Here is a 12,942-nt window from a genome sequence, read left to right on the forward strand (position 1 = left end):
TTTTGAGCTTAGCCGCACTGCCGAAACCGGCCGGGTGCCGCGACCAACGGCCCACGGCGCGTAATCAGGGTTTCCCTCGGCAGAGCGCGGTCATGTATGCTACGGCGCTTCCTGTAACTCCACTTCCAGCTCGACTGGGTAGCGAAAACGCCACATTTGGCGTCATCACCACCCAACGTTGCATTGAAGAGGATTAGGCCACCCCTATTCAGTTCAAAAGTAGCCATGCACGAACACTATCAGCCCCGTGAAATCGAAGCCGCCGCCCAGTCGTTCTGGGATGAGCAAAAGTCCTTTGAAGTCAGTGAACAGCCAGGCAAGGAGACTTACTACTGCCTGTCGATGTTCCCTTACCCCAGCGGCAAGCTACACATGGGGCACGTGCGTAACTACACCATCGGCGACGTGATTTCCCGCTACCAGCGCATGCAAGGCAAGAACGTGCTGCAACCCATGGGTTGGGACGCCTTCGGCATGCCGGCGGAAAACGCCGCGATGAAGAACAACGTCGCGCCGGCCAAGTGGACCTACGAAAACATCGCCTACATGAAGTCCCAACTGCGCAGCCTGGGCCTGGCGGTGGATTGGTCCCGCGAAGTCACCACCTGCAAGCCGGACTACTACCGCTGGGAACAATGGCTGTTCACTCGCCTGTTCGAAAAAGGCGTGATCTACCGCAAGAACGGCACCGTGAACTGGGACCCGGTCGACCAGACCGTTCTGGCCAACGAACAGGTGATCGACGGTCGCGGCTGGCGCTCCGGCGCGCTGATCGAAAAACGCGAAATCCCGATGTACTACTTCAAGATCACCGCCTACGCGGATGAGCTGCTGGAGAGTCTCGACGAGCTGCCGGGCTGGCCCGAGCAGGTCAAGACCATGCAACGCAACTGGATCGGCAAATCCCGTGGCATGGAAGTGCAATTCCCCTACGACCAGGCCTCCATCGGCGAAGCGGGCACACTGAAAGTCTTCACCACCCGCCCTGACACCCTGATGGGCGCAACCTACGTTGCCGTGGCCGCCGAGCACCCGCTGGCCACCCTGGCGGCGCAGAACGATCCGGCGCTGCAAGCCTTTATCGCCGAGTGCAAGGGCGGCAGCGTCGCCGAGGCCGACATCGCCACTCAAGAGAAGAAAGGCCTGCCGACTTCGCTGTTCGTCGAACACCCGCTGACCGGTGAAAAACTCCCGGTATGGGTCGCCAACTACGTGTTGATGCACTACGGCGATGGCGCGGTAATGGCTGTTCCGGCGCACGACGAGCGCGACTACGAATTCGCCACCAAGTACAACCTGCCGATCAAGAGCGTGGTGCGCACCAGCGCTGGCGACGAAACGCCTGCGCCTTGGCAGGACGCCTACGGCGAACACGGCGAACTGATCAACTCCGGCGAATTCAACGGCCTGGATTTTGCCGGCGCCTTCGACGCCATCGAAGTGGCCCTGCTGAAGAAAAACCTCGGCCAATCCCGTACCCAGTTCCGCCTGCGCGACTGGGGCATCAGCCGCCAGCGCTACTGGGGCTGCCCGATCCCGATCATCCACTGCGACAGTTGCGGCGATGTACCGGTACCGCAAGACCAACTGCCAGTAGTGCTGCCGGAAGACGTGGTGCCGGACGGCGCCGGTTCGCCACTGGCGCGCATGCCGGAGTTCTACGAGTGCAGCTGCCCGAAATGCGGCAAGCCCGCCAAGCGTGAAACCGACACCATGGACACCTTCGTCGAGTCCTCGTGGTACTACGCTCGCTACGCCTCGCCAAAATACGAGGGTGGCCTGGTCGACCCGGCCGCGGCCAATCACTGGCTGCCGGTGGACCAGTACATCGGCGGTATCGAACACGCGATCCTGCACCTGCTCTACGCCCGCTTCTTCCACAAGCTGATGCGCGACGAGGGCCTGGTCAGCTCCAACGAGCCGTTCAAGAACCTGCTGACACAAGGCATGGTGGTCGCCGAGACCTACTACCGTCGCGAAGCCAATGGCGCCTACACCTGGTACAACCCGGCCGATGTCGAGCTGGAGCGTGACAGCAAGGCCAAGATCGTCGGCGCCAAGCTGATCAGCGATGGCCTGCCGGTGGAAATCGGCGGGACCGAGAAAATGGCCAAGTCGAAGAACAACGGCGTCGACCCTCAATCGATGATCGAACAGTACGGCGCGGACACCTGCCGCCTGTTCATGATGTTCGCTTCGCCGCCTGACATGAGCCTGGAATGGTCCGACTCCGGTGTCGAGGGTGCCCACCGCTTCCTCAAGCGCGTCTGGCGTCTGGCCCAAGCCCATGTGGCCCAAGGCCTGCCGGGCGCACTGGAACTGGGTGCGCTGAACGACGAACAGAAAGTCATTCGTCGCGCCATCCACCTGGCGATCAAGCAAGCCAGCCAGGACGTCGGCCAGAACCACAAATTCAACACCGCCATCGCTCAGGTCATGACGCTGATGAACGTGTTGGAAAAAGCACCGCAAGCCACCCCGCAGGACCGTGCCCTGTTGCAGGAAGGCCTGGAAACCGTGGCCCTGCTACTGGCGCCTATCACCCCGCACATCAGCCACGAGCTGTGGAGCCAGCTGGGTCGCAGCGGCGCCATCATCGACGCCGGTTGGCCGGTGCTGGATGAAAACGCGCTGGTTCAGGACAGCCTGCAGTTGGTCATTCAAGTGAATGGCAAACTGCGTGGCCAGATCGAAATGCCGGCCAGCGCCAGCCGTGAAGAGATCGAAGCCGCCGCCCGGAGCAACGAGAACGTGCTGCGCTTCACCGAAGGCCTGACGATTCGTAAAGTGATCGTCGTGCCTGGCAAGCTGGTCAATATCGTCGCTAGCTAATTGGATCAGGCGTCAGCCCCAGGCTGACGCCGAATAAAACCTCCAGGGCCGCCCTGCCGGCCCACATGGTTTCAAGGGGAGCAACAAGATGATCAAACGCAACTTCCTGGTGATCGGCCTGGCCGTACTGCTGAGCGCCTGCGGCTTTCAGCTGCGCGGTACCGGCACCACCGAACTGGCGATCAAGGAACTCGACCTGAGCGCCCGCAACGCTTACGGCGAAACCGTGACCCAGCTGCGCCAAGTCCTGCAGAACAGTGGCGTCAAGGTCTACGCCGGCGCGCCCTACAAGCTGGTGCTGACCCGCGAACAGGAATCCCAGCGCAGCCTGAGCTACGCCGGTGCCGGTCGTTCGGCCGAGTATGAGCTGACCACTGTGCTGAACTACGACATCCAGGGCCAGAACAACCTGACGCTACTCAGCGACAAGCTGCAAGTGCAAAAGGTCTATATCCACGACGGCAACAACCTGGTGGGTTCCGACCAGGAGTCGCTGGAAGTGCGCAAGGAAATGCGTCGCGACCTGGTGCAGAACATGATGCTGCGCCTGCAACTGCTGACTCCGAGCCAGCTGGATCAACTGCAGCAGACCGCGGATGCCCGCGCCAAGGCCGAGGCCGAAGCGCTGGAAGCCGCGCAGAAGGCTGAGGCGGAAACCCCGCAGCAGTCGCCTATGCAGCTGCCGAACCAGTAAGTCTCGTGGGGCGCCCAAGCGCCCCGCTTGCCCCTCCTTATGAAACTCGCCCCCGCTCAACTCGGCAAACACCTGCAAGGCCCGCTCGCACCGGTCTACGTCATCAGTGGCGACGATCCGTTGCTGTGCCAGGAAGCCGCCGACGCCATTCGCAGCGCCGCCCGCCAGCAGGGCTTCGATGAACGCCAGGTATTCAGCGCCGACGCCAATTTCGATTGGGGGACGCTGTTGCAAGCCGGCGCAAGCATGTCGCTGTTCGCCGAAAAGCGCCTGCTGGAACTGCGCCTGCCTTCGGGCAAGCCCGGTGACAAAGGCGCCGCGGCCTTCATCGAATACTGCTCACGACCGGCCGAAGACACCCTGCTGCTGATCAGCCTGCCCAAGCTCGATGGCAGCGCGCAAAAGACCAAATGGGGCAAGGCCCTGGTCGACGGCGAGCAGACCCAGTTCATTCAGATCTGGCCGGTGGATGCCAGCCAGTTGCCGCAGTGGATTCGCCAACGCCTGTCCCAGGCCGGGCTTTCCGCCAGCCAGGACGCCGTGGAACTCATTGCGGCCAGGGTCGAAGGCAACCTGCTGGCCGCGGCCCAGGAAATCGAAAAGCTCAAGCTGATGGCCGAGGGCGGCCAGATCACGGTGGAAACCGTGCAGGCGGCAGTCGCCGACAGCGCGCGCTTCGATGTTTTCGGGCTGGTGGACGCCATCCTCAATGGCGAGGCCGCGCATGCCCTGCGCATGCTCGAAGGCCTGCGCGGTGAAGGTGTCGAGCCTCCGGTGATTCTCTGGGCACTGTCCCGGGAACTGCGGTCGCTGGCCAATATGTCGCTGCAGTACAGCCAGGGCACGCCGCTGGACAAGGTGTTCAGCCAGGCCCGCCCGCCCGTCTGGGACAAACGCAAGCCGCTGATGAGCAAGGCCCTGCAGCGCTATTCCGCGCCGCGCTGGGCGCAATTGCTGCTCGATGCCCAGCGTATCGATGCGCAGATCAAGGGACAGGCCGCCGGCTCGCCCTGGAGCAGCCTGAGCCGCCTGTCGCTGCTGATGGCCGGACAACGCCTGCCTCTCCCCGCCGAATAAACCCAGCACTTTGTAGGAGCGAGCTTGCTCGCGATCAGCACCAGCCTTGGTACCGCGGTTTCCTGGCCAATCGCTGTCGCGAGCAAGCTCGCTCCTACAGGTTCGGGAGATCCAACGAAAAACACTGAAAAGCCCTACACATCGCGGGGCTGGACAGCGGGGTAAAGCTGGCCGATCATCTGCTGCGCAAACCCACCTCAAGCGAGAACCCAAAATGAGCAAGCCATCCAAGCATGGCCCCAACAAGGCCAAATCCATCATTGCCCAGCCCCTGTTCCGCAGCCGTCAGGAACGACCCGCCAAGGGCAAAGGCAGCTACCGCCGCGAAGCCTTCCAGTCTAAAAGCTGGGAGGCTTCTTACTTTCTGGCTGCATAAAGCAGAGAACCCCGCCGGCGTGATAAGGTCTGTATCTGATTCGTATTCTCTGGACCTGTGCATGCCCTTCTGTCTTTCCCGTCGTTGGCACCTACGCCAACTGATCGCTGCCTCCAGCCTTGCCCTGCTCGTCGCCTGCGCGGAAAAACCCACCGCCGCCGATGCCCAGCCACTGCCCAGCATTCAAGCCGCCCCTCTCGCCGCGCCTGCAACCGTCGCTCCGCTGGCCGTCGACAACCTGGACATCCAGCCGACCCAGACCTTTGCCCAATGGCAGGCAGGTTTCCGTATCGAAGCCCTGAACGCCGGGATCCGCGCCGATATTTTCGACCGGGCATTCGCCGGCATCACCCCGGACATGGGCGTGATCAAGGCCGACCGCAGCCAGCCGGAATTCACCCGGCCGGTATGGGAGTACCTCGACGGCGCTCTGTCGCCGCTGCGCGTGCGCAAGGGCCAGGCGCTGATCAATCAGTACGCCGACATCCTGCAGCAGATCGAACAGCGTTATGGCGTCGATCGCCAGGCCCTGGTGGCGGTCTGGGGCATGGAAAGCAATTTCGGTGAGTTCCAGGGCAACAAATCGGTCATCCGCTCCCTCGCGACCCTGGCCTACGAAGGCCGTCGCCCGGCCTTCGCCAACAGCCAGCTGCTGGCCGCCCTGCAGATCCTCCAGCACGGCGATATTCAACCCGAGAAGATGCTCGGCTCCTGGGCCGGTGCGATGGGGCAGACCCAATTCATCCCAACCACCTACAACACCCACGCCGTGGACTTCGACGGCGATGGCCGTCGAGATATCTGGAACAGCCCGGCCGACGCCCTGGCCTCGACCGCGCACTATCTGCAAAGCTCCGGCTGGCAGAAAGGCCAGCCATGGGGTTTCGAAGTGGAGCTGGCGAACGGCTTCGACTATGCGTTGGCGGACGGTGCGATCCGTAAACCGGTGGCCGAGTGGATGCGCCTGGGCATGAAGCGGCCCAACGGCGCCAGCGTTCCGCCAGGCTCCGAGCAGCTTTCGGCGGCCTTGCTGCTGCCGGCGGGTTATCGCGGTCCGGCGTTCCTGATCCTCGACAACTTCCGCGCCGTTCTGAAGTACAACAACTCTTCGTCCTATGCCCTGGCGGTGAACCTGTTGTCGCAACGCTTCAACGGTTCAGGCTTGATCAACGGCGTCTGGCCGAAGGACGACATGCCCCTCAGCCGCTCCGAACGCATCGAGTTGCAGAACCTGCTCAGCGCCAACAATTACGATGCCGGCAATCCGGACGGCATTATCGGCGCCAACACCCGCAAGGCGATTCGCAGCGCGCAGCAATCGCTGGGCTGGCCTGCCGACGGCTATCCGACCCACAAGCTGCTGGAGAGCCTGCGCTCGCGTTGAGCCGGGCCTACACGCCGAATCATAGGGGCGCATCGTGAGCAAGCTCGCTCCCACTAGGGGAGCGAGCACGGGCTGATCAGCCGAATACCACATCCTGTTCCAGGATCAATTGCTTCTCCCCCGCATCCAGCCTGACCATCGCCCCCAATGGCAGGGTCAGGTTCGGATCGCAGTGGCCACTGCGCCAGCCAGCCAGCACAGGAATGCACAGGGGTTCGAAGGTCTGCTTGAGCAGCCCGGCAAGCGCCAGGGGCTCCACGCCCGCCACATCCCCCACCAGCACACCGCGAAGCCTGTCGAGCTTGCCAGCCAGACGCAGGTGCGTCAGCAGACGATCGATCCGGTACAGCGGCTCGTTGATGTCTTCGATAAACAGAATGATGCCGTCGCCATTGATCTCGTACGGCGTGCCCATGGTCGCGGCGACCAACGACAGATTGCCCCCCAGCAGTTGGCCGCAGGCAATGCCAGGCTCGACGGTGGTCAAGGGATAAGCCGCCGGATGCGCCAGCAGGCTGCCAGCCTTCAACTGCCCCCGGAGCAGGCTGAACAGCGAAGACTCGGTCGGCGGCTGCTTGTCGCCCAACAGGTCGGCATTGAGCATCGGCCCATGAAAGGTCACGAAACCCGCATGACGATTGATGGCCAGATGCAGCGCGGTGATGTCGCTGTAGCCGACAAACGGCTTGGCATGCTGGCGTAGCAGCTCGTAATCGATCCGGTCGAGCAAGCGTGGGCTGCCGTAGCCACCCCGCAGGCACAAGATGGTATCGACATCGTCATCGGAGAAAGCGGCGTGCAGGTCGTTCAGGCGGACCTCATCGCTACCGGCCAGATAGCCGTCCTTCTGCTGGACCCCGGGGTAGATCCGCAGCGAATAACCTCGAGCGCGCATCCAGCGGGCGGCTTGCTCAGTATCCAGGGCAGCGGGCCCGGCAGGTGCAATCAAGCCGATCAACCCTTGCGAAGGCAGCGCCGGCACCGGGCGTTGCGCACAAAGGACGTCAGTCGGTTGGAGGGTCATCCAATGGTTCTCCCTGTGTGGATTCTCTAGTGCACAGTAGACATGAAAGCAGGCAAACAGAAGTGCCGAAACGCCACGGCGCTTGCAGGAAAAGTCTATGAAGGGAGGGAGATGCGGGCGTAACGGAAGATGACGCCCGCAAGGAAAGACCTTGCGGGCGCATTACATCAGGAGACCAGGCCTTCTTTGGCCAGCTTCGCCTGCTCGTCGGCGTGGTACGAAGAGCGTACCAGCGGGCCCGAGGCGACGTTCTTGAAGCCCATCTTGTAACCTTCCTCGGCGAACCAGGCGAAGGTGTCCGGGTGCACGAAACGCTGCACCGGCAAGTGGCTGCGGGAAGGCTGCAGGTACTGGCCGAGGGTCAGCATGTCGATGTCGTGCTCCCGCATGCGCTTCATGACCTCGATGACTTCGTCGTCGGTCTCTCCCAGCCCCAGCATCAGGCCGGACTTGGTCGGTACGTGCGGCACCAGTTGCTTGAACTTCTGCAACAGGGTCAGCGACCACTGGTAGTCCGAACCCGGGCGTGCGGCCTTGTACAGGCGCGGTACGGTTTCCAGGTTGTGGTTGAACACATCCGGTGGCTCGGCGGCGGTGATTTCCAGCGCCACGTCCATGCGACCACGGTAGTCCGGGACCAGGGTTTCCAGCTGCACGTTCGGCGACAGCTTGCGGATTTCGCGGATGCAGTCGGCAAAGTGCTGGGCACCGCCATCGCGCAGGTCGTCGCGGTCGACCGAAGTGATCACCACGTACTTCAGGCGCAGGTCGGCGATCGCTACCGCCAGGTTCATCGGCTCATCGACATCCAGAGGTTTCGGACGGCCGTGACCGACGTCGCAGAACGGGCAGCGACGGGTGCAGATATCACCCATGATCATGAAGGTCGCGGTACCGCCGGAGAAACATTCGCCCAGGTTCGGGCAGGATGCTTCTTCGCAGACGCTGTGCAGTTTGTGCTTGCGCAGCAGTTGCTTGATCCGGTCGACTTCCGGGGAAACCGGAATACGCACGCGAATCCAGTCCGGTTTCTTCGGCAGTTCGGTGGTCGGGATGATCTTCACCGGGATACGTGCGACTTTCTCGGCACCGCGCAATTTAACGCCGGTTTCAACTTTCGCACGGGCCGGGCGCTCGGAAACATCCAGCGTCGGGATCAGGGTTTGCACAGCGTCTTGCGCAGTAGTCATATCAGTCGATTCCGCCCGTTAGGGTCGTCTGCTCAGCATAGTCGAGGTGTTTGACGAGCTGCGCACGCAGCCGGGCACTTACCTCGGCAAATTCAATCGGTCCTGTGTGGTCGCGCAGCTGGGTCATTGCCAGCCCGGCATAGCCACAGGGGTTAATCCGTCGAAACGGCTGCAGATCCATGTCCACGTTCAAGGCCAGGCCGTGAAAGGAACAACCATGGCGGATCCGCAGGCCCAGGGAGGCGATTTTCGCGCCATCGACGTAAACGCCGGGGGCATCCGGCTTGGCCGCCGCAGCCACGCCGTAGCTGGCCAGCAGCTCGATCAGGCACTGCTCCATCCGGCTGACCAGGTCGCGCACGCCAAAACCCAGGCGGCGCACGTCCAGCAGCAGATAGGCCACCAGTTGGCCAGGACCGTGATAGGTCACCTGGCCCCCCCGGTCGACCTGCACTACCGGGATATCCCCGGGAAGCAACAGGTGTTCGGCCTTGCCCGCCTGGCCCTGGGTAAAGACCGGCGGATGCTGCACCAGCCAGACTTCATCGGGAGCGTCGGTGCCGCGTTCGTTGGTGAAGCGTTGCATGGCCTGCCAGACCGGCTCGTAGGCCATCTGGCCGAGCTCGCGAAAGCCCAGCGTTTGTGGCATCACAGCACCATGTGCACGAAGCCGGTGGCCCGCAACTCGCTGTTGATGTCGTACAGCTGTTCTTGACCGGTGGCGATGATGTGCAGCTGGATGGTCGTGTACTTGCCGTTGGTACTCTGGCGCTCGGCCAGGGTCTTGTGGTCAACGGTCGCGTGTTTCTCAAGGATCGCGATGATCTTGTCCTTGAAACCCACGCCGGTGTCGCCGATCACCTTAATCGGGTAATCCGCACAGGGGAATTCGATCTTTGGCGCCTTTACTTCGGTGTCTGTCATGGCGTAACGGCCTCGTAAGCCGTGGCGACGGACGTGGCCCTCGCTCTATTTCAGAGGGAGGGCCACGCGGGTCGACAATATCAGTTGAACAAGCCGTAGAAGAATAGGCGGATGCTATCCCACATGCGGCGGAAGATACCACCTTCGTCGACCGCGTCCAGAGCGATCAGGTCAGCGCTGTGCACCACCTTGTCGTCCAGTTTCACTTCGACTTTACCGATCACGTCGCCCTTGGCGATAGGCGCGATCAATTGCGGATTCATGGTCATGCTGGCCGCGAGCTTCTTCAGCTGGCCTTTTGGCATGGTCATGGTCAGGTCCTGGGCCAGACCGGCCTTGACCTGGGAGGTGGTGCCTTTCCAGACAGGCGCCTGAGCCAGCTCGGTGCCCTTCTGGTAGAAGGTCTGGGTTTCAAAGAAGCGGAAACCATAGGTCAGCAGCTTCTGGGTTTCGGCCGCGCGAGCCTGCTCACTGTTGGTACCGAACACCACGGCGATCAGGCGCATGCCGTCACGCACGGCCGAGGACACCATGCAGTAGCCGGCTTCGTCGGTGTGACCGGTTTTCAGGCCATCGACGGTCTTGTCACGCCACAGCAACAGGTTGCGGTTAGGTTGCTTGATGCCGTTCCAGAAGAACTCTTTCTGCGAGTAGATCGCGTAGTGAGCCGGGTCTTCGTGAATGATGGCGCGAGCCAGGACGGCCATGTCGTGCGCCGACGAGTAGTGCTCGGGGTTCGGCAGGCCGGTCGGGTTCATGAAGTGGCTATTGGTCATGCCCAGGTCGCCGGCGGTCTTGTTCATCATGTCGGCAAAGGCGTCTTCGCTGCCGGCGATGTGCTCGGCAACCGCGACGCTGGCGTCGTTACCCGACTGAATGATGATGCCGTGCAGCAGGTCGCTGACAGTGACCTGCGAGCCGACCTTGATGAACATCCGCGAACCGCCGGTACGCCAGGCGTTCTCGCTGACGGTCACCGGATCGTTCTCACCGATCTGGCCGCGACGGATTTCCAGGGTCGCGATGTAGGCAGTCATCAGCTTGGTCAGGCTGGCTGGCGGCAGACGCTGGTCACCGTTGTTCTCCACCAGCACGTTACCGCTGCTGGCCTCCATGAGCACATAGGACTTGGCGGCCAGCTGCGGTGGCGACGGCATCACTTCTACCGCCCAGGCGGCAGGCGTGATGATCAGCGGGACAAGCAGACACAGGCGTTTGGCAAAGGTGGTGATGTTCATCCGTCTCTCGAAATTGCTAATGGAAACTTGTCCTCGCGGACAAAACTATTCAGACAGCCTTCTAAAGGGCTGTCGCGTGTTCAGTTGTTCACTCACGACCCTTGCCGGGCTTTTGTTGTACGACGAGCCAACAACCTGGGTCCACTCCCCAAATACCGCGGGTGAACCATGAATCAGAATCCGATTACTCGGCGGTTACCAGGCTCGGCTGCCCCAGATTGGCCAGCCGGACACTGTTCTGCACTTGCTGGATCTCACCCGGCGAGCCGATCGGCCCCAGGCGAACCCGGTGCAGGGTCTGTTGATTGCGCACGATCGAGCTGATGAACACCGGAGCGCTCACCATCCCGCTCAGCTTCGAGCGCAGGAGCTCGGCAGCGTCCGGGTTGGCGAAGGCGCCCACCTGCAGATACTGGCCAGAGGCTTGCGCAGAAGCGTTTTTTTTTGCATCCAGCTGCACCGGCACGACGGCCGCGGCGTGCTGCTGCGCAGGTGGAGTCCATTGCTCTACCGTCCCCGTGGACGCCGTCATCACTGGCGCGGCTTTCGGCTCATTGAGCATCAAGGGTGCCGGCCGGCCGCGCTGGGCCCACCACTCCTGCGGGTCGATGCCTTCGACCTTGACCCGGGCGGTACCGATCTCGGCGTAACCGAGCTTCTTGGCCGCGGCATAGGACAAATCGATGATCCGGTCCGAATAGAACGGCCCACGGTCGTTGACCCGCAGGATCACGCTCTTGTGGTTGTCCAGGTTGGTCACCCGCACATAACTCGGCAAGGGCAGGGTCTTGTGCGCGGCACTCATGCCGTACAGGTCATACACCTCGCCATTGGCGGTGTTCTGCCCGTGAAACTTGGTGCCGTACCAAGAGGCCGTGCCCGAAGCGACATAACGCTTGGATTCGGCCATCGGGAAGTAGGTCTTGCCCAGCACCGTATAAGGGTTGGCCTTGTACGGGCCGGTATGCAGGGTCGGCGTGGCGTCGGGGATACGCGATACATCGACGTCCCACCAGGGCGCGCCGTCTTTGTGGGCGCGATTGATGTCCAGGCCCGGTTTCGAACGTACGGCTGTCGTCGGGCCTTTCTGTTTCGGCGCCTGGGTTGACGAGCAACTGACCACCAGCAAGGACAACGCGGCAAGAGCCACCAGCTTCAGGGGTTTGCGGATTGGCGATGCCAGCATTACTTGACGCCCCGTGCTTGGACCAGCTGTTCAGAGAGCTGATGTACGGCCATGGCGTACATCACGCTGCGGTTATAACGCGTGATCGCGTAAAAATTCTTCAGCCCCATCCAGTATTCGGGGCCATTGTCACCTTCCAGGCGAAAAGCCGTGACCGGCATATCATCGCGCAGCGCATCATGACTCGACCAGCCCAGCGCCCGCAACTCCCCGACGGTTTTCGTCGGCTCGATACCGGTGGTCAGACCTTCGTCGACCTGATCGCCACGCACTTCGGCCCGGCTGACCACCGGCTGCCCGGCCTCCCAGCCATGACGCTTGAAATAGCTGGCAACGCTGCCGATGGCATCGTCCGGATTGGTCCAGATATTGATGTGGCCATCACCGTCGAAGTCCACAGCATAGGCGCGAAAACTGCTCGGCATGAACTGCGGCAAGCCCATGGCACCGGCGTAGGAGCCTTTGAGGGTCAGTGGATCGACCTGTTCCTCGCGCGCCAGCAACAGGAATTCGCGCAATTCCTTGCGGAAGAACTCGGCACGTGGCGGGTAATCGAAGCCCAGGGTCGACAACGCATCGATCACCCGATAATTACCGGTGTTGCGCCCGAAGAAGGTTTCAACGCCGATGATCGACACGATCACCTGGGCCGGCACCCCGTATTCCTGCTCGGCACGGGCCAGTACCGCCTCGTGCTGGCGCCAGAAGTCCACGCCGCGGGCGATACGCGCGTCGGTGATGAACATCGGCCGGTATTCTTTCCACTGCTTGACCCGCTCGGCAGGCCGGGAAATGGCGTCGAGGATCGACTGCTTGCGCTCGGCCTCGCGAAACACACCCATCAGCTGTTCACCCGCGAAGCCGTAGTCGCGAGTCATTTCGCCCACGAACTCGGCCACTTGGGGCGAACCTTCGTATTCGCCGCCGGCCAGCGCTTCCTGCGCCGCACCAAGGATGCCTACCAGACCGACCCACGGCGCATACCGAGCGGTCCAGCCACGCATTACTTGCATTGAA

At 62.2% G+C, this 12,942-nt stretch carries 12 protein-coding genes; 5 read left to right on the top strand and 7 right to left on the bottom strand.

Annotated features, from left to right (window positions below):
• The first annotated feature begins 225 nt into the window (after positions 1 to 225).
• The 5 genes from leuS (at position 226) to IF690_RS26160 (ending at position 6,363) form a co-directional block, all read left to right on the top strand.
• Positions 226 to 2,832 carry a leucine--tRNA ligase gene (gene leuS, locus IF690_RS26140; RefSeq protein ID WP_202698026.1) on the top strand — a complete coding sequence of 869 codons (2,607 nt, stop codon included), beginning with the start codon at positions 226 to 228 and terminating at the stop codon, positions 2,830 to 2,832.
• Between the two features lie 88 nt (positions 2,833 to 2,920).
• Complete coding sequence (locus IF690_RS26145; protein WP_202698027.1) at positions 2,921 to 3,526, top strand: LPS-assembly lipoprotein LptE; 606 nt, start codon at positions 2,921 to 2,923, stop codon at positions 3,524 to 3,526.
• Positions 3,527 to 3,565: 39 nt separating this feature from the next.
• Positions 3,566 to 4,603, top strand: coding sequence for a DNA polymerase III subunit delta (gene holA, locus IF690_RS26150; protein WP_202698028.1), 1,038 nt, complete (start codon positions 3,566 to 3,568; stop codon positions 4,601 to 4,603).
• Between the two features lie 214 nt (positions 4,604 to 4,817).
• Positions 4,818 to 4,979 (top strand): alternative ribosome rescue factor ArfA, encoded by a 162-nt coding sequence (arfA, locus tag IF690_RS26155; protein ID WP_007927093.1) that lies wholly within the window; start codon positions 4,818 to 4,820, stop codon positions 4,977 to 4,979.
• A gap of 61 nt (positions 4,980 to 5,040) precedes the next feature.
• On the top strand, positions 5,041 to 6,363 hold the full coding sequence (locus IF690_RS26160; protein WP_202698029.1) for a lytic murein transglycosylase: 1,323 nt from the start codon (positions 5,041 to 5,043) through the stop codon (positions 6,361 to 6,363).
• Positions 6,364 to 6,439: 76 nt separating this feature from the next.
• Here the strand turns inward: IF690_RS26160 and IF690_RS26165 are convergent, their stop codons facing one another.
• From IF690_RS26165 to mltB, 7 genes are all read right to left on the bottom strand, one after another.
• A complete protein-coding gene (locus tag IF690_RS26165) occupies positions 6,440 to 7,387 on the bottom strand; it encodes a S66 peptidase family protein (RefSeq protein WP_202698030.1) in 948 nt (315 codons plus the stop codon).
• 167 nt (positions 7,388 to 7,554) lie between these two features.
• A complete protein-coding gene (gene lipA, locus IF690_RS26170) occupies positions 7,555 to 8,577 on the bottom strand; it encodes a lipoyl synthase (RefSeq protein ID WP_007927101.1) in 1,023 nt (340 codons plus the stop codon).
• A 1-nt stretch (position 8,578) separates the two neighbouring features.
• Positions 8,579 to 9,226, bottom strand: coding sequence for a lipoyl(octanoyl) transferase LipB (gene lipB / locus IF690_RS26175; RefSeq protein WP_202698031.1), 648 nt, complete (start codon positions 9,224 to 9,226; stop codon positions 8,579 to 8,581).
• Complete coding sequence (locus tag IF690_RS26180; protein ID WP_008152827.1) at positions 9,226 to 9,501, bottom strand: DUF493 domain-containing protein; 276 nt, start codon at positions 9,499 to 9,501, stop codon at positions 9,226 to 9,228. Before IF690_RS26180 ends, lipB begins: the two co-directional genes overlap by 1 nt.
• 80 nt (positions 9,502 to 9,581) lie before the next feature.
• A complete protein-coding gene (locus IF690_RS26185; RefSeq protein WP_202698032.1) occupies positions 9,582 to 10,739 on the bottom strand; it encodes a D-alanyl-D-alanine carboxypeptidase family protein in 1,158 nt (385 codons plus the stop codon).
• 184 nt (positions 10,740 to 10,923) lie between these two features.
• A complete protein-coding gene (locus IF690_RS26190; RefSeq protein ID WP_202698033.1) occupies positions 10,924 to 11,925 on the bottom strand; it encodes a septal ring lytic transglycosylase RlpA family protein in 1,002 nt (333 codons plus the stop codon).
• Positions 11,925 to 12,938 (bottom strand): lytic murein transglycosylase B, encoded by a 1,014-nt coding sequence (gene mltB, locus IF690_RS26195; RefSeq protein ID WP_009045789.1) that lies wholly within the window; start codon positions 12,936 to 12,938, stop codon positions 11,925 to 11,927. The genes IF690_RS26190 and mltB overlap by 1 nt, the downstream gene beginning before the upstream one ends.
• Positions 12,939 to 12,942 lie beyond the last annotated feature (4 nt).

The organism is Pseudomonas sp. SK3(2021), assembly GCF_016772375.1.
Taxonomy (GTDB): Bacteria; Pseudomonadota; Gammaproteobacteria; order Pseudomonadales; family Pseudomonadaceae; genus Aquipseudomonas; species Aquipseudomonas chlororaphis_I.

Excerpts from the sequence above, each read along its gene's own strand:
- IF690_RS26145 (WP_202698027.1), top strand. The coding sequence starts at position 2,921 with ATGATCAAACGCAACTTCCTGGTGATCGGCCTGGCCGTACTGCTGAGC.
- holA (WP_202698028.1), top strand. The coding sequence starts at position 3,566 with ATGAAACTCGCCCCCGCTCAACTCGGCAAACACCTGCAAGGCCCGCTC.
- IF690_RS26190 (WP_202698033.1), bottom strand. The coding sequence starts at position 11,925 with ATGCTGGCATCGCCAATCCGCAAACCCCTGAAGCTGGTGGCTCTTGCC.
- IF690_RS26160 (WP_202698029.1), top strand. The coding sequence starts at position 5,041 with ATGCCCTTCTGTCTTTCCCGTCGTTGGCACCTACGCCAACTGATCGCT.
- IF690_RS26180 (WP_008152827.1), bottom strand. The coding sequence starts at position 9,501 with ATGACAGACACCGAAGTAAAGGCGCCAAAGATCGAATTCCCCTGTGCG.
- mltB (WP_009045789.1), bottom strand. The coding sequence starts at position 12,938 with ATGCAAGTAATGCGTGGCTGGACCGCTCGGTATGCGCCGTGGGTCGGT.
- arfA (WP_007927093.1), top strand. The coding sequence starts at position 4,818 with ATGAGCAAGCCATCCAAGCATGGCCCCAACAAGGCCAAATCCATCATT.
- lipA (WP_007927101.1), bottom strand. The coding sequence starts at position 8,577 with ATGACTACTGCGCAAGACGCTGTGCAAACCCTGATCCCGACGCTGGAT.
- lipB (WP_202698031.1), bottom strand. The coding sequence starts at position 9,226 with ATGCCACAAACGCTGGGCTTTCGCGAGCTCGGCCAGATGGCCTACGAG.
- IF690_RS26185 (WP_202698032.1), bottom strand. The coding sequence starts at position 10,739 with ATGAACATCACCACCTTTGCCAAACGCCTGTGTCTGCTTGTCCCGCTG.
- leuS (WP_202698026.1), top strand. The coding sequence starts at position 226 with ATGCACGAACACTATCAGCCCCGTGAAATCGAAGCCGCCGCCCAGTCG.
- IF690_RS26165 (WP_202698030.1), bottom strand. The coding sequence starts at position 7,387 with ATGACCCTCCAACCGACTGACGTCCTTTGTGCGCAACGCCCGGTGCCG.